18 protein-coding genes are annotated in these 19,380 nt (G+C 71.4%); 9 read left to right on the forward strand and 9 right to left on the reverse strand.

Annotation, left to right across the window (positions count from 1 at the left end):
- Positions 1-70 precede the first annotated feature (70 nt).
- Both dxr and AC2DGY_RS11040 read right to left on the reverse strand, forming a co-directional pair.
- Complete coding sequence (dxr, locus tag AC2DGY_RS11035) at positions 71-1,156, reverse strand: 1-deoxy-D-xylulose-5-phosphate reductoisomerase (protein WP_484509734.1); 1,086 nt, start codon at positions 1,154-1,156, stop codon at positions 71-73.
- A 29-nt stretch (positions 1,157-1,185) separates the two neighbouring features.
- Entirely contained in the window at positions 1,186-2,127 is a 942-nt protein-coding gene (locus tag AC2DGY_RS11040) for an FKBP-type peptidyl-prolyl cis-trans isomerase (protein ID WP_484509735.1), read from the reverse strand.
- 113 nt (positions 2,128-2,240) lie between these two features.
- On the opposite strand from AC2DGY_RS11040, the gene AC2DGY_RS11045 reads away from it, so the two are divergent.
- From AC2DGY_RS11045 to dhaM, 4 genes are all read left to right on the forward strand, one after another.
- Positions 2,241-3,002, forward strand: a complete 762-nt coding sequence (locus AC2DGY_RS11045) for a lysophospholipid acyltransferase family protein (protein ID WP_484509736.1) — start codon at positions 2,241-2,243, stop codon at positions 3,000-3,002.
- Positions 3,003-3,081: 79 nt separating this feature from the next.
- A complete protein-coding gene (gene dhaK / locus AC2DGY_RS11050; protein ID WP_484509737.1) occupies positions 3,082-4,074 on the forward strand; it encodes a dihydroxyacetone kinase subunit DhaK in 993 nt (330 codons plus the stop codon).
- 5 nt (positions 4,075-4,079) lie between these two features.
- Positions 4,080-4,718 (forward strand): dihydroxyacetone kinase subunit DhaL, encoded by a 639-nt coding sequence (gene dhaL, locus AC2DGY_RS11055; protein WP_484509738.1) that lies wholly within the window; start codon positions 4,080-4,082, stop codon positions 4,716-4,718.
- Positions 4,715-5,443: a dihydroxyacetone kinase phosphoryl donor subunit DhaM gene (dhaM, locus tag AC2DGY_RS11060; RefSeq protein WP_484509739.1), complete on the forward strand. Its 729-nt coding sequence runs from the start codon at positions 4,715-4,717 to the stop codon at positions 5,441-5,443. Before dhaL ends, dhaM begins: the two co-directional genes overlap by 4 nt.
- Positions 5,444-5,451: 8 nt before the next feature.
- Here the strand turns inward: dhaM and AC2DGY_RS11065 are convergent, their stop codons facing one another.
- Positions 5,452-6,420 (reverse strand): sugar-binding transcriptional regulator, encoded by a 969-nt coding sequence (locus tag AC2DGY_RS11065; protein WP_484509740.1) that lies wholly within the window; start codon positions 6,418-6,420, stop codon positions 5,452-5,454.
- Between the two features lie 118 nt (positions 6,421-6,538).
- Between AC2DGY_RS11065 and AC2DGY_RS11070 the strand changes: the two genes are divergently transcribed.
- From AC2DGY_RS11070 to glpK, 3 genes are all read left to right on the forward strand, one after another.
- Entirely contained in the window at positions 6,539-8,251 is a 1,713-nt protein-coding gene (locus AC2DGY_RS11070) for a glycerol-3-phosphate dehydrogenase/oxidase (RefSeq protein ID WP_484509741.1), read from the forward strand.
- 106 nt (positions 8,252-8,357) lie between these two features.
- The gene (locus AC2DGY_RS11075; protein ID WP_484509742.1) at positions 8,358-9,110 is read left to right on the forward strand and encodes an MIP/aquaporin family protein; all 753 of its coding nucleotides are present in this window, start codon (positions 8,358-8,360) and stop codon (positions 9,108-9,110) included.
- A gap of 70 nt (positions 9,111-9,180) precedes the next feature.
- Positions 9,181-10,695 carry a glycerol kinase GlpK gene (gene glpK, locus AC2DGY_RS11080; RefSeq protein ID WP_484509743.1) on the forward strand — a complete coding sequence of 505 codons (1,515 nt, stop codon included), beginning with the start codon at positions 9,181-9,183 and terminating at the stop codon, positions 10,693-10,695.
- A 120-nt stretch (positions 10,696-10,815) separates the two neighbouring features.
- Here glpK and AC2DGY_RS11085 read toward each other — a convergent pair whose 3' ends face one another.
- Complete coding sequence (locus AC2DGY_RS11085) at positions 10,816-11,283, reverse strand: OsmC family protein (protein ID WP_484509744.1); 468 nt, start codon at positions 11,281-11,283, stop codon at positions 10,816-10,818.
- 61 nt (positions 11,284-11,344) lie between these two features.
- Here AC2DGY_RS11085 and AC2DGY_RS11090 point away from each other — a divergent pair, with 61 nt between their 5' ends.
- Positions 11,345-12,328, forward strand: a complete 984-nt coding sequence (locus tag AC2DGY_RS11090) for an asparaginase (protein ID WP_484509745.1) — start codon at positions 11,345-11,347, stop codon at positions 12,326-12,328.
- Positions 12,329-12,365: 37 nt separating this feature from the next.
- The gene (gene ald / locus AC2DGY_RS11095; RefSeq protein WP_484509746.1) at positions 12,366-13,481 is read left to right on the forward strand and encodes an alanine dehydrogenase; all 1,116 of its coding nucleotides are present in this window, start codon (positions 12,366-12,368) and stop codon (positions 13,479-13,481) included.
- Positions 13,482-13,594: 113 nt separating this feature from the next.
- On the opposite strand, the gene AC2DGY_RS11100 is transcribed toward ald, so the two are convergent.
- The 5 genes from AC2DGY_RS11100 to AC2DGY_RS11120 form a co-directional block, all read right to left on the reverse strand.
- Positions 13,595-16,381 carry an FtsK/SpoIIIE domain-containing protein gene (locus tag AC2DGY_RS11100; protein ID WP_484509747.1) on the reverse strand — a complete coding sequence of 929 codons (2,787 nt, stop codon included), beginning with the start codon at positions 16,379-16,381 and terminating at the stop codon, positions 13,595-13,597.
- A 93-nt stretch (positions 16,382-16,474) separates the two neighbouring features.
- On the reverse strand, positions 16,475-17,248 hold the full coding sequence (locus tag AC2DGY_RS11105; protein ID WP_484509748.1) for a PP2C family protein-serine/threonine phosphatase: 774 nt from the start codon (positions 17,246-17,248) through the stop codon (positions 16,475-16,477).
- A gap of 172 nt (positions 17,249-17,420) precedes the next feature.
- Positions 17,421-18,155: a large exoprotein gene (locus AC2DGY_RS11110; protein ID WP_484509749.1), complete on the reverse strand. Its 735-nt coding sequence runs from the start codon at positions 18,153-18,155 to the stop codon at positions 17,421-17,423.
- A gap of 117 nt (positions 18,156-18,272) precedes the next feature.
- Positions 18,273-19,022: a YaaA family protein gene (locus AC2DGY_RS11115; protein ID WP_484509750.1), complete on the reverse strand. Its 750-nt coding sequence runs from the start codon at positions 19,020-19,022 to the stop codon at positions 18,273-18,275.
- 97 nt (positions 19,023-19,119) lie between these two features.
- Positions 19,120-19,380 (reverse strand): F0F1 ATP synthase subunit epsilon, encoded by a 261-nt coding sequence (locus AC2DGY_RS11120; protein WP_484509751.1) that lies wholly within the window; start codon positions 19,378-19,380, stop codon positions 19,120-19,122.

Here is a 19,380-nt window from a genome sequence, read left to right on the forward strand (position 1 = left end):
CGAGAAACGACGAAACGGGCGAAACGGCACGCCGCGCGCCCTTTCTCGTCCGGATTGCCGTTTCTCGGCGTCAGGATGCGGCGGAGATGGCCCGGTCCGCCGCCGCGCGCGCCCAGGATTCGGCCTCGGCGAGGGACTCGCGGGTGAGCTCCCCCGGCGCCTCGTGCGCCTCGACCACCTCCCGGACGGTGTCGAGGATGCCGAGGAACGCCAGACGTCCCTCGTGGAACGCGTCCACGGCCTGCTCGTTGGCGGCGTTGAAGACCGCCGGGTAGGTGCCGCCGAGGCGGCCGACCTGCTTGGCCAGCGCCACGGCGGGGAAGGCGTCCTCGTCGAGCGGCTCGAAGGTCCACGACGACGGGGCGCTCCAGTCCAGCGGGCTCCCCACGCCCGCGATGCGGTGCGGCCAGTCGAGTCCGAGCGAGATGGGAAGGCGCATGTCCGGCGGCGACGCCTGGGCGATCGTGGAGCCGTCGACGAACTCGACCATGGAGTGCACGATCGACTGCGGGTGCACGACCACGTCGATCCGGTCGTAGGGCACGTCGAACAGGAGGTGCGCCTCGATCACCTCCAGCCCCTTGTTGACGAGGGTCGCCGAGTTCGTCGTGACGACGCGTCCCATCGTCCAGGTCGGGTGGGCGAGCGCGGCTGCCGGGGTGACGTCGGCCAGCTCCGCGCGCGTCCGGCCTCGGAAGGGCCCCCCGGATGCGGTGAGCACGAGGCGGCGCACCTCCCCGTGTTCCCCGGCCCGCAGGGCCTGGGCGATCGCGGAGTGCTCGGAGTCGACCGGCACGATCTGACCCGGTCGCGCCAGGGCCGTGACGAGATCGCCGCCGACGATCAGCGACTCCTTGTTCGCCAGGGCGAGGGTGCGCCCGGCCTCCAGCGCCGCGAGGGTCGGCCCGAGACCGACGGAGCCGGTGATGCCGTTGAGCACGACGTCGGCCTCGACGTCGCGGACCAGCTGTTCGGCCTCGGCCGCGCCGACGGCGGTGTGCTCCACATGGAACAGCTCGGCCTGCGCACGCATCCCTTCGCGGTCGCTGCCGACGGCGAGGCCGACGACCTCGAACCGATCGGGGTGGCCCTGGATGACCTCCAGGGCCTGGGTGCCGATCGAGCCGGTCGATCCGAGAACGAGGACGCGCCGCATCCGGTCAGCCTACCGACGGCGCCCCCGCGTCACTGTCCGGCGTTCTCGCTCGCGATGATGTTCACCACGAATACGAGAGCCTCGCCGGCCAGCTCATGCTGCGACGACGCCCTCTCGCCGTACGCGCACGTCGCCGGCATCGCGACCAGCACCGTCGAGCCGACCTGCTGGCCCTCCAGCGCGACGCGGAAACCGTCGACCACGCCATCGGTGGTGAAAGTCTCGCTCTCCCCGCGATCCCAGCTGGAGTCGAAGGTGGATCCGTCCGACCACTTGACGCCGGTGTAGTTCACGTCGACCGCACTCCCGGGTTCGACGACGTCGCCGTCGCCTTCCTCGAGCACCTCGACGGAGACCGCCGCGGGCGCATCGGTGGCCGGGATGGTGATCGCCGGTGCGCCGCCCTCGCCGAAGGTGACGGCCGGGGCGTTTCCATCGAACTCCTCCGCGACGCACCACTGCGCCTCCGGGATGACGTCGAGCACGTCGAACACGTAGACCTGCGGGGCGTTCTGCCCGCCGTCGCCGGGAAGGGTGGCGACCACCCGCGAGCCCTGCGGCGCGCATCCCAGAACCTGTCCGAGCGCGCTTTCCGGCGAGATCTGCTGCGGCTGCAGGGGCGACTCGTAGCCCGCGGTCGCGATCTGCTCGCTGGTGCCTGCATCGAACGCGGTCAGGGCGTAGGAGACATAGTCACCCGCGCTGACCTCCTTACCCGATCCCTCGGTCACCACCGTGCGTTCGACGTCGGAGACCTCCAGCGGCGCCCCGAAGCTCACGGTGGCCGTCGAGCCGAACTCCCCCTCGACGGTCACCGCGTCCGAGGCGGCGCCGGACGGCGCGGCGGCCGCGCACAGATCCCCGGGAGTCCCGGTCGGGCTCGCCTCCGGGGCGGATCCGCCCGAGCAGCCGGCGAGGACGACGACTGCGGCAGCAGCCAGTGACAGGGTGGCAAGCGGTCGGATGCGCACGGGCGAACCTCTCGAGGGTGTCGGGGACAGTCCATCCTGGCGCATCCCGCCTACGAGGCGCCTGAGAACAGGGCATGCCGTAGGGGGAATGAAATGCGGGGTAGCCTCGTCGGGTGACTTCCGAGGAGGCGCCCGCGACGGCCGCCACGCCCGACGGCGACCCGCTTCCGCGAGGCGGTGCGGCCTACGCCTTCGGGCGGACGGTCGTCGCTCCGCTGGCTCGCGCGATCTACCGGCCCCACATCGAGGGCCGGGCACTGGTGCCGCGGACGGGACCGGTGATCTTCGCGAGCAACCACCTGTCGTTCATCGACTCGATCGCGATCCCCGTCGCCGCTCCCCGGCCGGTGCACTTCCTGGCGAAGTCGAGTTATTTCGACTCCTGGGCGTCGCGACAGTTCTTCTCCGGGCTGGGCGCGATCCCCGTCGAGCGGGGGGCGGGCCAGGCGGCGCTGGACGCCCTCGACCAGCAGCGACGGCTGCTCGAGGACGGCCGCGCCGTCGCGCTGTACCCGGAGGGTACGCGCTCCCTCGACGGACGCCTCTACAAGGGCCGCACCGGGGTAGCCTTCCTCGCGCTGCAGACCGGGGCGCCGGTCGTCCCGGTCGGCCTGAGCGGCACGGATGTCGTCATGCCGGTGGGCGCGCGTTTCCCCACGCTCCGTCAGCGGATCACCGTTCGGTTCGGCGCCCCCCTGGACCTCACCGCGCACGGACCGGCATCGTCCGGCCGCGCCAGGAGGGCCGCCACGGATGAGATCATGGCGGCCATCCACGCCCTGTCGGGGCAGGAGCTGGCCGGCGTCTACAACGAGGTCCCGGCCGCCGGCCCGATCGATCGCATCCGTCAGGTCCTCCCGCACGAGCGGCGCTGACCGCTCCCGCGCGCCCTTGACAGGCCCCGCGGTCAGGTGGAGATTCTCCCTGACCGCACCGCCGCGCCCGGAGGGACCCATGAAGAAGCTCATCAATGCACCCGCCGATGTTCTCATCGAGGCCCTCCGGGGCATCCAGGCCGCACATCCCGAGCTGCGCGTGGACACCGCGGACCGCGTGGTGTATCGCGGCGAACCCCCGCGACCCGGCAAGGTCGCGTTGGTCTCGGGAGGCGGATCCGGGCACGAACCGATGCACGGCGGTTTCGTCGGAAGGGGGATGCTGGATGCCGCGGCTGCCGGCGAGGTGTTCACGTCGCCGACGCCCGACCAGGTGCTCGCCGCCACGAAGGGCGTCGACTCCGGTGCCGGGGTCCTCCACATCGTGAAGAACTACACCGGCGACGTCCTCAACTTCGAGATGGCCGCCGAACTCGCCGCCGCCGAGGGGATCCGCGTCGAATCCGTCCTGGTCGCCGACGACGTCGCGGTGCAGGATTCCACGTGGACGGCCGGTCGCCGCGGCACCGGCACCACGGTGATCCTGGAGAAGGTCGTCGGCGCGGCCGCGGAGGAGGGCGCCGACCTCGACACCGTGCGCGCGCTGGCGGAGAAGGTGAGTGCCAGCGGACGCTCGATGGGTGTGGCGCTGACCAGCTGCACGGTGCCGGCTGCCGGAAAGCCCACCTTCGAGCTGCCCGACGACCAGATGGAGATCGGCGTCGGCATCCACGGCGAACCCGGGCGCGAGCGTGTGCCGCTGGCGCCGGCGAAGGAGATCGCCCGGATGCTGGTGGAACCGATCCTCGCCGACCTCGATGCCACGGGACCCGCGATCGTGATGCTCTCGGGCCTGGGCGGCACTCCCCTGATCGAGTTGTACCTCATGTACGGCGAGGTCGCCGCTCTCCTCGCCGACGCCGGCGTCGAGGTGCAGCGCTCCCTCGTGGGCGACTACATCACGAGTCTCGACATGGCCGGATGCTCTCTGACCGTCGTGAAGGCCGACGATGAGCTGATCCGGCTGTGGGACGCGCCGGTCACCACCCCCGGGCTGCGCTGGGGGGCGTGAGGCGAATGGCCGTCACAACCGCCGTCCTCAGCGACTGGATGACACGCTTCGACGCACTCGTGAGCGAGCATGAGTCCGAGCTGACCGCTCTGGACTCCGAGATCGGCGACGCCGACCACGGCTCCAACATGGCACGCGGCATGCACGCGGTGGTGGGCAAGCTGGCCGCCGATGCACCGTCCACCCCTGCCGACTTGGGCAAGACCGTCGGGATGACGCTGGTCTCCACGGTCGGCGGAGCGAGCGGGCCCCTGTACGGCACGTTCTTCCTGCGTCTGGGCGCCGCTGCGGGGACCGGTGCGACCCTCGACGCCGACGGTCTGGGAGCGGCGCTCCGCGCCGGTGTGGAAGGGCTCGTCGCCCGCGGCAAGGCCGCACCCGGTGACAAGACGATGATCGACGCGCTGCTGCCCGCAGCCGACGCGTGGGACGCCGCCGTCGCCGACGGCGCCGATGCCGCGACGGCCGCGCGCGCGGCGGTGGAGGCGGCACAGAAGGGACGTGACGCCACCATCCCGCTGGTGGCGCGGAAAGGTCGCGCCAGTTACCTCGGTGAACGCAGCGCCGGCCACATGGACCCGGGCGCGGCATCGGCGACTCTTCTCCTTGAAGCGCTGCGCGACGCGCTGGAGCAGGCGGCATGATCGGACTCGTCGTCGTGTCGCACAGCGCTGCCCTCGCTGCCGCCGGCGTCGACCTGGCACTGCAGATGGGAGGCGACGCACCGCCGCGCATCGAGGTGGCCGCCGGCACCTCCGACGGGGGCTTCGGCACCGACGCCGTGGAGATCGCGGCGGCCATCGACCGCGCCGCATCCGAGGACGGGGTCCTCGTGCTGATGGATCTCGGCTCCGCGATCCTCAGCGCGCAGATGGCGCGCGAGTTCGTGCAGACCCGGGCTCCGGTCGTCCTCAGTTCCGCCCCTTTCGTGGAGGGGCTGGTCGCCGCCGTGGTGGCAGCGGCCGCCGGTGGGTCGTTGGATGACGTCGCCACCGAGGTGGCAGGCGCGCTGGAGGCCAAACGCACGCAGCTGGGCGACGAACCGGTCGCCGCCGCATCCGGCGACCTGCCCCGCGATGCGGGGACGGTGGATGAGGCGTCGTTCGAAGCGGTCATCCGCAACCCGTCGGGCTTGCACGCGCGTCCGGCCGCCGCGTTCGTGCGCGCCGCCGGACGTTTCGATGCCCGCGTGACGGTGTCCGACCTCGATTCCGGGTCGGCGCCCATCGCCGGAAACAGCCTGCTGGCCCTCATGTCGCTCGGTGTGCGCCCCGGCACGCGCGTGCGGGTGGCGGCGACCGGGCCGCAGGCGCAGGAGGCCGTCGACGAACTGCGCTCGATGGTCGAGGACGGCTTCGGCGAGCTCTGACGGAGCGCTCAGGGGGCGGCGGCGACCTCCAGCAGTTGCCGGGCCAGCGACTCCTCCACGACGAGCTCGGTGATGATCCCCGCCGCCAGCGCTCCGCGCAGGCTGTCGAGCTTGGACAGGCTCGACACGACGCAGAACCGGTTGGGGATCCGGCGCACCGCGTCGAGGTCCGGGCCGCTGGAGCGCTCATTGAGGTCGATGCCGTCGGATGTGCCGTCGATGCGGTAGAACACCGTCGCGCAATCGCCCACCACGCCGTGCCGCTGGATCGAACGGCGGTCGACCTCGTCGAAGTAGTCGCCCGAGTAGACGTGCGACGGCACATCCGCGTGGGGCGACCCCAGCCCGAACACGAAGACGCCCGCGTGCTCCTGGATCTGCAGCACCGCCCGCACCGACCGCTCACGCCACATCGCGCTCTTGGTGAGCGGATCGTCGAACAGGGCGGGCACGGGGAACTGGTGCACCGAGGCCGACCAGGCCGTGCCGAACCGCGTGAGGATCTCCCCCGCGTAGGGGATGCCGGAGGTGCGCACGTTCGCGGCGCCGTTCATCTGCACCACACGCGAATCGTGGGTGCGCTTGGCGGGCAGGTGCCGCGCGACCGCCGACAGCGTCGACCCCCACGCGATCCCGATCGTCATCGACGAATCCACCCGCTCCGTCAGAATCCGCGCCGCTGACAGCGCGGTGCGCTCGAGCCGCTCGGCCTCACTGATGCGATCCGGGGTCGGCACCACATGCGCCGTGACGCCGAACCGGCGCGCGAGACGGTTCTCCAGCTGGTCTCGGGCATCCTGCGGCGAATGGATCGAGATCGTCACGAGTCCGCTCTCGCGCGCATACGAGAGGAGGCGCGACACCGACGACCTAGAGACGTGCATCTCGCGCGCGATGCCCTCCATCGTCAGGTCTTGCAGGTAGTACAGCTGCGCCGCGCGCAGGGCGTCCTGCGCGCGGGTGGATGCCGACGGCATGGCGCCTCCTGGAATGTCAGAGCCAGTGTGCACGTTTGTGCAGACTGCTTGCAACTACGTTCAACCGGGGGGCACCCTGGTAGGACGCACCACACGAAAGGTCGGACCCGTGTCTTCGATGTCGACTCCCCCCTCCCGCCCCGATGTTCAGGCTCTCCGCGAGCGCGGCGAGGTCGACATCCTCGTGGTGGGCGGAGGCATCAACGGCATCGCGGCCTTCCGCGATCTGGCCCTGCAGGGGGTCGATATCGCTCTCATCGATCGTGGCGACTTCGTCTCCGGGGCCTCATCCGCCTCGAGCCACATGGTGCACGGCGGCATCCGCTACCTCGAGAACGGCGAATTCCGGCTCGTGCAGGAGGCGGTCACCGAGCGCAATGCGCTGCTGCGGACCGCGCCGCACTACGTGCGTCCGTTGGAGACCACGATCCCGATCTTCAAGACGCTCTCCGGCATCCTCTCGGCGCCCTTCCGCCTGCTCGTCACGCACGGGCGCGGGAAGCCGCGCGAGCGGGGTGCGCTGTTGATCAAGACCGGCCTGATGATCTACGACACGTTCTCGCGCGGCGGCGGCACGGTCCCCCGCCACCGCTTCCACGGACGGAAGAAGTCGCTCGCGGAGTTCCCCGCGATGAACCCCGACGTCAAGTACACCGCGACCTACTACGACGCCTCGATGTGGGACCCCGAGCGCCTCGCGCTGGACGTGCTGCACGATGGACGTGAAGCCGGCGGCCCCCGCGCACTGGCGGTCAACTATGTCGCAGCCGCGGGTATGGCCGGCGGCGCGGTGCTGCTGCGCGACGAGGTGACCGGCGAGGAATTCTCCATCCGGGCCAAGGTCGTCGTCAACGCCAGCGGCCCGTGGACCGACCTCACCAACGATGCACTCGGGATGCCGACCCGGTTCATGGGCGGCACGAAGGGCTCGCACATCGTGCTGGACCACCCGGAGCTCTTGGCCGCGACGAGGGGCCGGGAGATCTTCTTCGAGGCGTCGGACGGGCGGATCGTCCTGATCTACCCCCTCAAGGGACGGGTCCTGGTGGGCACGACCGACATCGACGCCGACCCGGCCGAACCCGTGGTCACCACCGACGAGGAGATCGACTACTTCTTCGACCTCGTCAAGCAGGTGTATCCCGACATCGTCGTGGACCGGTCGCAGATCGTGTACACCTTCTCCGGGATCCGCCCGCTGCCCCGTCACGACGACACGGCGCCGGGCTTCGTGTCGCGCGACTACCGCATCGTCGACGACACCCTTCAGGGGATCCCCATCCTCAGCCTCGTCGGCGGCAAGTGGACCACGTTCCGCGCGCTGGCCGAACACCTGAGCACCCGGACGATGGAGACCCTCGGCCGTCGGCACCGCGTGAGCACCGTGGGTCTCGCGATCGGCGGCGGCGAGGGCTTCCCGCGCACCGACGCCGAACGGCGCCAGTGGATCCGGCAGAACGCCGCGGGGCACTCCGCGGAGCTGGCCGACCGGATGCTGACGCGCTACGGCACGCGAGCTGCCGACGTGCTCACGGCCATCCCCGTCGACGCCGCCGCGCTCGAGCACGCCCCGGGGTACTACCGCGAGGAGTTGGCGCACCTGGCCGGGACCGAGCAGGTCGTCCATCTCATCGACCTGCTCCTGCGCCGCACCTCGATCGCGTTCGTCGGCGGCATGACCCCTCAGACTCTCCGTGAAGTCGCCGACGCCGTCTCCGACGTCCTCGGCTGGGATGCGGAGCGGCGTGACCATGAGGTCGCGCGCACGGTGGAGATCCTGCGCACCGCGCATCGCGTCGAGTTCGAGGAGGTCGGAACCGCGCACATGTGAGACGTCCGGCGCCCGCCGGCAACCCGATCTCTAGCCTGACATTCCACGGCCCCCGCAGTCGCGCATCGCTGCGCACGCGGGACTTCTCTGAAAGGTCAATGTCGACATGCAAGACGTCAATCTGGGTCTGTATTTCCTGTCTGAACTGGTCGGCACCGCGATGCTTCTGCTTCTCGGTGCCGGCGTGGTCGCCAACGTCGTCCTCGCCCGAACCAAGGGCAACGGCGGCGGCTGGCTGCTGATCAACTGGGGCTGGGGCCTGGCGGTTTTCGCCGGCGTGCTCGTCTCGGCATACTCCGGCGCGATGATCAACCCCGCCGTGTCGCTGGCGCTGCTCATCGCCGGCACGATCGACGGCCTCATGTTCCTCGTGGCGGTCGCGGCGCAGCTGATCGGCGCGTTCCTGGGCGCGGTTCTCGCGTGGGTCGCCTACAAGCAGCATTTCGACGAGGAGCCCGACCCGGCACTGAAGCTCGCAGTCTTCTCCACCGGCCCGGCGATGCGCTCCTACGGCTGGAACCTCGCCACCGAGATCATCGGCACCTTCGTGCTCCTGTTCGTCATCTTCGCCTTCGCCGACTACGGCGACGTCGAGATCGGGACGCCCGGTGCCCTCGGCCCGTTGTCGGCCGTTCCCGTCGCACTGCTCGTGGTCGGGATCGGCGCATCCCTCGGTGGCCCCACGGGCTACGCCATCAACCCGGCGCGCGACCTCGGTCCCCGCATCGCCCACGCCATCCTCCCCATCAAGGGCAAGGGGTCCAGCGACTGGGCCTACTCCTGGGTGCCGGTCGTGGGGCCGCTCATCGGAGCCGCGATCGCCGCGCTCCTGGCACCGCTGCTTCTCGGCCTCGGCTGAGGCCGCGGGCGCCGCCCGCAGTGCCCCACCTCTTTTCCTCGCCACCACTCACAGACAAGGAAGTCACACCATGGCCGACTACGTTCTCGCCATCGATCAGGGCACCACCTCAACCCGCGCGATGATCTTCGACCGCAAAGGAACCGTCGTCTCGATCGGGCAGAAGGAGCACGAGCAGATCTTCCCGAAGGCGGGGTGGGTCGAACACGACCCCGCCGAGATCTGGCGCAACACGCAGGAAGTGATCGGCCTGGCCCTCAGCCGCGCCGACGTGACCCGCCACGACATCGCCGCGATCGGCATCACCAACCAGCGCGAGACCGCGGTGGTGTGGGACAAGAACACGGGCAGGCCGGTGTACAACGCCATCGTGTGGCAGGACACCCGCACGCAGTCGATCGTGGACCGCCTCGCCGAGGACGGCGGCGCTGACCGCTTCAAGGACATCGTCGGCCTCCCGCTGGCGACGTACTTCTCCGGCACGAAGATCGTGTGGATCCTCGAGAACGTCGAGGGAGCGCGCGCGAAGGCCGAGTCCGGCGATCTCCTCTTCGGGACGACCGACTCGTGGGTGCTGTGGAACCTCACCGGCGGCACCGAGGGGGGCGTCCACGCCACCGACGTGACCAATGCCAGCCGCACCCTCTTCATGGATCTCGAGACGCTGCAGTGGCGCGATGACATCCTCGAGATCTTCGGCGTGCCGCGCTCGATGATGCCGGAGATCCGGTCCTCCTCGGAGGTATATGGCAAGGCGGAGCCGTCGTCGCTGCTGCGCGAGACGCCGGTTGCCGGCATCCTCGGCGACCAGCAGGCGGCCACCTTCGGGCAGGCGGCCTACGATCCGGGCGAGAGCAAGAACACCTACGGCACGGGCAACTTCCTCATCTTCAACACCGGTGAGGAGATCGTCCACTCCAAGAACGGTCTGCTGACGACCCTCGGCTACAAGCTCGGCGACGGGCCGGCGCACTACGCACTGGAGGGCTCGATCGCCGTCACGGGGTCGCTCATCCAGTGGCTCCGCGACCAGCTCGGGATCATCAGCTCCGCTCCCGAGGTGGAGAAGCTCGCCGAGGCCGTCGAGGACAACGGTGGCGTGTACTTCGTGCCGGCGTTCTCGGGCCTGTTCGCGCCGTACTGGCGAGCCGATGCCCGCGGGGCGATCGTCGGGATGACGCGCTACGTCAACAAGAACCACATCGCCCGCGCAGCGCTGGAGGCGACCGCGTTCCAGACCCGCGAGGTGCTGGAGGCGGTCAACGCCGACTCCGGCGTCGACCTCACGGAGCTCAAGGTCGACGGCGGCATGACCGCCAACGACGCGCTCATGCAGTTCCAGGCCGACATCCTCGGGGTGGCCGTGGTGCGGCCGGTGGTGGCGGAGACCACCGCCCTCGGCGCCGCGTACGCCGCGGGCCTCGCGGTGGGTTTCTGGGACAACCTGGACGACCTGCGTGCGAACTGGCAGGAGGACAAGCGCTGGGAGCCGAACATGGACTCCGACGAGCGCGAGCGTCAGCTGCGGCTGTGGAAGAAAGCCGTGACGAAGTCGATGGACTGGGTCGACGCCGACGTCATCTGACCCGCGCGCCCGCCGCACCGGAGACCGCGAGAATCCATTGTCCCGGCGAGAATCCCGCTCTCTGCGGGATTCTCGCGCCCGGACTGGATTCTCGCGGTCTCCGCGGTGAGGGGGGTCCGGTCAGGCGACGGTGATGGTGGGTTCGTGGCGCACCGGGAAGTTCACGGAGTTGGCGATGAAACACCACTCGTGCGCGTCGCGATGGGCCGCGGTCGCCGCCTCCACCATGGACTCGTCGGCAACCACGACGCGGGGATGCAGCACGACCTCGAGGAACCGGCCACTCATCCCCTCCACGACCATCGTGCCGGTGGCCTCGTCCTCGTAGCCGACGACGACCACACCGGCCGACGTGCACGCGTGGAGGTAGGACAGCAGGTGGCACTCCACCAGCGCCGCCACCAGGAGGTCCTCGGGGTCCCACCGGCTCGGGTCGCCGCGGAACGGCTTGTCGGCGGACGCGAGGAGATCGGGCTTGCCCTCGACGCCGATCGTGACGGACCGGTCGTAGTCGCGGTACCCGCTCGTTCCCGTGCCGCGGTCGCCCGTCCACGTGGCGTGGACCCGATAGGAATGCTCAGCCGTCATCCGGCCAGTCTTCCATCGTGAGTCGCCCCGCGGCCCCGACATCCGCGGATAGTGTGGGAGCGTGCCGTTGACCTCCGCCGCATCCGTCGACCTCGCCACAGTCGAGCGCAACGGCTTCGTCGAATCGCGACACTCCGGTGCCGCGATCGTCCTGGCCCCCGACGGCACCGTCGCCGAACGACTCGGCGACGTCAGCGCGAGCATCCTTCCGCGCTCCAGCATGAAGCCGTTCCAGGCCCTGGGCTGCCTGACCGCCGGCGCTCCGCTGGAGGGGCAGATGCTGGGCCTGGCCACGGCCAGCCACACCGGCACCGATCGGCACGTCGCGGTCGTGCGCGAGATCCTCGCCGCGGCCGGACTCGGCGAGGACGACCTGGGCTGCCCTCCGGCCTGGCCCTCCGACACCGCCACGCGCGACGAGATGATCCGCGACCATGCCCAGCCGGCGCGCATCCGGATGAACTGCTCCGGAAAGCACGCCGCCATGCTGCTCACGTGCGTCACGAGCGGCTGGGATACCGCGGGGTACCTCGATCCCGCCCACCCGCTGCAGGTGCACATCCGGGAGGTCATCGAGCGCCTCACCGGGGAGAGGACGACGGCCACGGCGATCGACGGATGCGGCGCACCGGTGTACGCGATGACACTGGCGGGGCTTGCCCGGGCCATCCAGCGGGTCGGGACCTCGTCCGAGCGCTCACCCTTCGCCCTGCACCGCAACGCGGGCGCCCTCGTCCGCGCCGTCCGAGAGAACCCGTGGACGATCGACGGCCCCGGCCGCCCCGACACCGTCGTCATCGAGCGCCTCGGCGTGTTCGCCAAGGGCGGGGCCGAAGGCGTGATGGTCATGGTGGCCCCCGACGGCACCACGGTCGCGCTGAAGATCCTCGACGGCAGCGGCCGCGCCGCATCCGCCGTCGCGCTGCGCCTCCTCGAACGCGCGGGAGCCCTCGCCCCCGCGGATGTCGCGGATGCGATGGCCAGGCTTCCCCTGTCGGTCTCCGGCGGCGGGAAGGACGTCGGGGCGATCCGCCCCGCGTTCTGAGGCGCGGCCCACCCGGCTGCGCGGAAAGGTGGATCGGATGAGGATCTGCGTACCGAGCGAGGTGAAGGACCACGAGTACCGGGTCGCCCTGACGCCCTCCGGAGTGCACGACCTGGTCACAGCCGGGCACGACGTGTTCGTCCAGCGCGGCGCCGGCCGGGGGTCGGCGATGAGCGATGCCGACTACCAGGAGGCCGGCGCGGTTCTTCTGGAAAGCGCCGCCGACGTGTGGGCGCGGGCGGAGCTGCTGCTCAAGGTCAAAGAGCCGATCGCCAGCGAGTACGGGTACTTCCGCGATGACCTCGTCGTCTTCACGTACCTGCACCTGGCCGCCGATCGTCCCCTCACCGAACGCCTCCTCGCCGACGGCGTGACCGCCATCGCGTACGAGACCGTCCAACTCCCCGGGGGCGGCCTGCCGCTGCTCGCACCGATGAGCGAGGTCGCCGGCCGGCTCGCGCCGATGGTGGGCGCACACACGCTGCTGCGCTCCCAGGGGGGACTGGGCCTCCTCATGTCGGGAGTCCCCGGCACGCGGCCGGCGCAGGTGACGGTCATCGGCGGGGGCGTGGCCGGGGCGAACGCCACGGTGGTCGCTGTGGGCCTCGGCGCTCAGGTGACCGTGTTCGACACCAATGTCCAGCGTCTGCGCTACCTCGATGATCATTTCCAGGGCCGCATCCGCACGGCCGCGTCCAACCCCCTCGACCTCGAGCGCGCGGTGGTCGACTCCGACCTCGTCATCGGGTCCGTCCTCATCCCCGGAGCCCGCGCGCCCAAGCTCGTCTCGAACGAGACCGTGTCGCGGATGCGTCCGGGAAGTGTGCTCGTGGACATCGCGGTCGATCAGGGCGGATGCTTCGCCGACACCCGCCCGACCACGCATGCCGATCCCACCTTCACGGTGCACGGGTCGGTGTTGTACTGCGTCGCCAACATGCCCGGCGCCGTGCCGAACACCTCGACCTCGGCTCTGACGAACGTGACCCTCCCCTACGTGCGGCAGATCGCCGCTCGGGGGTGGAAGGAGGCGCTGCGCGCCGACCCCGCCCTGGCAGCCGGGCTGAACATCGCCGGCGGCGCGGTGGTGAACCCGGGGGTGGCCGCGGCCCACGCGCTGCCCGCCGCATCCCGCGGCGATGTCCTGGCATGACCCGGCCTCGCCGTTCAGGAGGCCGGCCGACGCCGTTGAGGGCTCCCGCTCGGCGTGTCTCCTGAGCGCCCAGAAGAGGCGGCGGCGGCCGGCGGGCGGCGCACCACCGACCATTACGGGCCGGGCGACGGGGTCACCGCCACGCGGCGCGGTGGCCGCCCCGCCGCGAACTCCCACGCGCGGCCCTGGTGCGGCGCGGCGTACGGGGGAAGATCGCGATCCCCCGTGAGCAGCCGCACGTCGCGCGCGCAGGCCGCGTCGATCACGAGCGCGGAGTCCGACCGCATCCGCTCCAGCAGCCGCGGACGGACGGCCCACTGCTCCGGGTCGCCCACCAGGAGCACCCGGCCCCCGGGCTCGGGTACGGCGGGATCGTCGGTGGCGTCCACGGCGCGCAGGCGCACCCCGCTGCGCTCCCACCGCTCGAGCGGTTGTGTCGTTCCGCGGCGGGTGACGAAACCGGAGACCCCCACGGGCGGATGCCACAGCGGCAGAGCCGACGGAGCACCCGGTGCCGTCGCGTCGGGGGCAACGGCCACCTGCACGACCCGACGCTCGATCACCCCCCGTCCCGGAGGCGCCGACACCACGTAGTCGGCGGCCATCCCACCGGCCGCCACATGCTCGGCGCGACTGGGCGTGCCGAGCACCAGTCGGCTCGGGAAGAGGTCGGCGACCCGCCCGGCGACGCCGGTCAGGCGCTGCGCGGCGGCGAAGACCTGGATTCCCAGCCTCCCCCCATCGCGGATGAGACGCTCCACCGCCTCGGCGGCCGCCCTCGCGTACTCGTCCGGCAACCGCCCGGCCAGGGCGTCGAGGTCGTCGAGGAAGACGGCCGTTCCCGGCGCCGGCGGATGAAGCGCAGCCGTCGAGAGTACATCCCAGGCGTGCTCGGGGTCGGCTCCCACCCAGAGCGCGGTGGCCACCTGCGCCGCAATCGTGCGAAGGGACGTGGTCTTCCCCGACGCCGGTCCTCCCACGACGAGGAGGCCCCGGCCGTCCCGGGGTAGGAGCGCGGCCTCCTGGCGCTGGTGGTCGGGCTCGTCGCGGAGACCGAGCACGATACCGGGAAGCGGCGTCCGCACCTCGTCGAGGGGGATCGTCGTCGGCAGCTCCGGCAGCCAGCTGGCGCGGGGCAGGAGCCCGGCCCCGTCGACGGCGGCGCTGACGTCGGCGGGACCGGACAGGGCGATGCGCACGCGGGCGGCCCGCGTGTCGGATCCGCGGCGGATCACGGCGAGGCCGCGCCCCTCGGGCCCGCCGGGAAGGGAGGCGGCGTCGGGCGTTCCGACGATGGCTGTGCTGTCGTACGGGTCGGCCACGCGCAGGCTGATCCGCAGGCCGCAGTTGGCCAGGAGCGCGTCGCGCACGACGCCCCCGACGCGTTGGGTGCCGAGGATGAGGTGGATGCCGAGGGCTCGCCCGCGGGCCGCGAGGTCGGCGAAGAGCGGCTCCAGGTCGGGATGGGCTTCGCGCAGCGCGGCGAACTCGTCCACGATGACGACGAGGCGCGGCAGGTCGACCGCGCCCACGTCTCGCTCCCCCGCCCCGGCCAGCACGCCCTCCCGGTGCCGGATCTCCGCGCGGAGGCTGTCGATGGCCCGCCCCGCGCTGCGGGCATCCAGGTCGGTGATGACACCGGTCACGTGCGGCAGCCTCGCGAGGGGCTCGAACGCCGTCCCGCCCTTGAAGTCGGCGAGGAGGAAGGTGACATCGGCCGTCGTGTACCGCGCGCACAGTGCGGTCACCCACGTGACCAGCAGCTCGCTCTTGCCGGCACCGGTCATCCCGGTCACCACCGCGTGGGGGCCGTGGCGCACCAGATCCACCTCGTACGGCGTGCCGGTGGCGACCCCGATCGTCACAGGGAGGCTGTCGCGGGAGCGCTCGCGCATCGGAGGCCGGAGAGCCGACAGCGGCACGGGCCCGGCATCGTCGGCGGCTGAGCTACCGGCCGCGTGCCGTTCGGCGAGGTCGCGTGCGACCAGCGCCGCCTGGGCGGCGCCCAGCGCCTCGACCTCGATCTCGTGCGCCTCGACACCGATCTCCACGCGTGCACTCCCGGGCCCCGTCATGGTCACGACCACACCGCAGCGCGGAGGAACCGGCTCCCCCGGCCGCGTGCACAGCATCACGACGTCCGCGTCCGGGAGCACTCCCCCCTGGCGCGCCCACACCACCCGGCGGGCGCCGGGCCTTCCGGCGTGCGGGAGGTTCTCGACCCACCTCTCACCCTCCTCCAGCGCCTCGATCTCGACCTCGCCCGGCGGGTGCACCATCGCCACCTGCAGCAGCAACGACCGCACCACCGCGTGAGCCAGCGCATCGGGTCCGACCACGGCGCATCCGCTGCCCAGGACGACGGGAACGGGCGCGTCGGCCAGGATGCGAGCAGCCTGCGCGAGGCGGAGGTCGTCGGGGTGCGTGCCCGCTGTCGACACGCGGGTCCGGCTGGGCAGCGCGCCCCGCCCCACCGCCACCCGCCCCGATCGCTCGGCTCCCGCCCGCCAGATCTGCTCCGGCCGCGCGAGATACCCGGCGACGTCGGGGTGGCGCATGGCCAGCGCGGCACGCTCGGCCGCGTGCCGCTCCTCGACCTCCCCGCCCACGCGGTCTCGGGCCTCGGCCGCCTCCCTCTCACCCGCGCGACGTTCGCGGCGGGCCGTCCGCATCCCGTCGGCGACCCCCGCGACCGCGATGACGGGCCCGAGGAGCGCGAACCACAGCGCGAACACCGACCCGGTGAAGGCCCAGAAACCGAGCGCACCGACGACGGGAACGGAGGAGGCCAGCCACGGCACGGGCGGGCGGGAGGGCCGTGGTGGTCGTGCCGGCAGCGACAGGGCGGGCGCGTCGCTCTCTCGCGAAGCGGAGAGGGACACGAACCCGGCGGTGCTCATGACCTCAGTGCACCGCGCGCCCCGACGTCACGGGGCCCGGCGGGACCAGACAGGGGACAACCGCGGGAGCGGCCCGGCTGGGGAGGAGGATTCTCAGCCGGCGTCGCGGTGCACGTCGAGCACGACGATCGTGACGTTGTCGCGTCCGCCGTTCTCCAGCGCCGCCGCGAGCATCGCCTCGACGGCGTCGGCGGGGTCGGGATTCTCCTCGAGGAAGTGCCGGATGCCGTAGTCGGTGAGCTCCTTGGTCAGCCCGTCGGAGCAGACCACGAAGCGGTCCCCATCGATGACGTCCAGGCGCACGTAGTCCGGCTTCACGCTCTCGGTCGGACCGACCGCACGGGTGATGACGTTGCCGTACGGGTGGTTCTCTGCCTCTTCGGGGCTGAGGCGGCCGGCAGCGACGAGTTCCTGCACGACGGAATGATCGGTGGTGATCTGGACGAGATCACCATCTCGCAGGAGGTACACGCGCGAGTCGCCGATGTTCAAGGTGACCCAGTGCGGCGGATGCTGCGATGTGTCCAGGAACAGGCCGGTCAGCGTGGTGCCGGTGCCCTCATCGGTGGTCTCCGGGTGCGACAGGATGTCTTTGACCGCGCGCACGAGGGCTTTCTCGATGGCCTTCGGGGTGACCGTGCCGTCGTCCACCATCCCGCGGAGGCGGTCGACCGTGCTCGCGCTGGCGATCTCGCCGCCGACGTGCCCGCCCATGCCGTCGGCCACGACGAACAGCGGGTAACTGGTGAGGACGGCGTCCTGGTTGGCCTCGCGTCGACGCCCGGTGTCGGTGACCTCCGCCCACGACAGCTCGATCGTGGCGTCCTGAACGCGGACGGAGCGGGTGCTGGTCGTCACCTGGGGCACGCCACATCCTCCGGTTGCCGAGAGCGGTCGCCGCGCTGAACCCGTGCGACGTCCTGCCATCCTAATGGACGGCTGAGGTCATCCCGCGGCACCATCCCCATCGGCTCAGCAACGTCGCATCCGGACGCAGAGAGCCCCCGCCGACGGCGGGGGCTCTCTGCAGTGCGTGCGCTCAGACGCGCGGCGGAGCCGGCGGCTCCTCCGTGGGCGGGGCCGGGGGAGCTGCCGGGGGCTGCTGCGGGGCCGGCGGCGGGGTCTGGCCCGCCGGCGGCGGGGACGCCGGGCCTCCGGGCGCCGGGTAGCCGGCGGGCGGCGGGGTGTAGCCGGCCGGCGGCGGCGGGTAGACGCCCGGAGCCGGGTAGCCCGGCGCGGCGGGAGGGGCGTATCCGGCGCGACCTGCCTGCACCGGCACGCCCTGCCACGCGGTGGTGTCGGCCAGGAAGCTGTTCGCCCACGGGGCCGGGGCGACGGCGGTGTTCCAGCGCGACTTGTCGAAGGCCATGATGCCGAGCCACACGATCCACAGGAACACCGCGAGGATGAGCCACGCAGCCTCTTTGCCGAGCTTCATCTGCACGCGGTAGGCCGCGAGCATGACGTACACGAACGCGGCGAGGGCGGGGATCCCACCGAGGATCGGACCGAGGTACGGGATGACGTTCAGCACGAAGCCCGCGCCGATGAGCACGAGAAGCCACCAGGGATTGAGGTCGCCCAGCTTCACGAAGATCATCTCGCGATACACCGGAACCCATGCGCGCCAGCCGCCCTCCACGCCCGCCTTCGCGAAGATCTTGGCGAAGAAGATCGAGGAGACCACATAGTAGGCCGCGACGAGGATCAGCCAGATGAAGAAGAAGGCGAAGAGCAGCGCGATGAGCGCTCCGCCCGAGGTGTCGTTGTACACGGAAGTCCTTCCGAAGGGTTTGACGTCGCGAGCGACGCGGGGATCCCCGCGTTCGTCATGCTAGCGAACGGAGGATTCTCCGACGGCTGCGACGCGCGTGGCCGCAGAACACGGCACTCACACCACTAGGTCGATCTCTCCCGCCCGGCCAGGTCGCAGGAGGAGCCCTGACCCCGCGGCCCACCGCAGGAAGGCGTCGGTCGAGGAGATGCGCGGCCGATCGGCGGCCAGCGCGCGCACGAGGGATCCCTTGGCGTGCTTGTTGAAGTGGTTGAGCGCCCGCGTGAGGCCGTCACCCGTGTCGGTCACGACGCGCACGTAGACGGCGTCGGCACCGGCGGGAACCGGGCCCAGTGCCACATAGGCCTCGGAACGCAGGTCCAGGATGAACCGGGGCGAAGCCTCGGCGAGGGCGGCGGTGACGGCATCGGCCCAATGCCGACGCAGCGGCGCCACTCCGGGCAGCGCCGCACCGGCTGCCAGGCGGTAGGCGGGAATGGCATCCAGAGCGGCCACGGGCCCGAACGGCGCGGAGTGGATGAGGACGTGCTCGCCGAGCCACCTCCGCGACGGCGCATCCAGGGTTCCCGCCCCGAGCGCGTCGTAGAGCACTCCGGTGTAGCGGTCCACCGCGGGAAGCGTCGGGCTCTGCCGCACGGCGGCGTTGACGGCGACCTCACCCCGCCGGCGCGCGCTGAGCTTCAGCACGCGCGCCGCCTCGTCCTCGTCGGCCGACAGCGCGATGAGCGCATCCACCACCTGCTCGCGCTGTCCGCGCAGCGTCGGCAGCGCGAGCGCGTCCAGGTCGAGACCGGCCCCGCGCCCGCCCGGGCGCTTCGTCTCGGACGGCGGCAGCAGGATCAGCATCCGCCCCAACCCCTCCCATGCGAGAAACCACACCCCGGATGAGACACCGCGCGCGGCGGTGCGTCTCGTCCGGGATGTGGTTTCTCGGTGACTGATGCTAGGAAACGAGTGCGGCGTTGCCCGCGACGATCGTGAGGTCGTCGCCCTCCATCGACAGGAAGCCGTCCTGCGCGTTCGCGATCACCTTCGAGCCGTCGGCACGCGTGATGCGCACCTGGCCCTCGGCGAGGATCGCGAGCACGGGCTCGTGACCGGACATGAAGCCGATCTCGCCCTCGACGGTCTTGGCCACCACGAGTGAGGCTTCACCCGTCCACACCTCGGCGTCGGCCGAGACGAGGTGCACCTGGAGCGGCAT

Source organism: Microbacterium sp. Z6_144 (assembly GCF_057197625.1).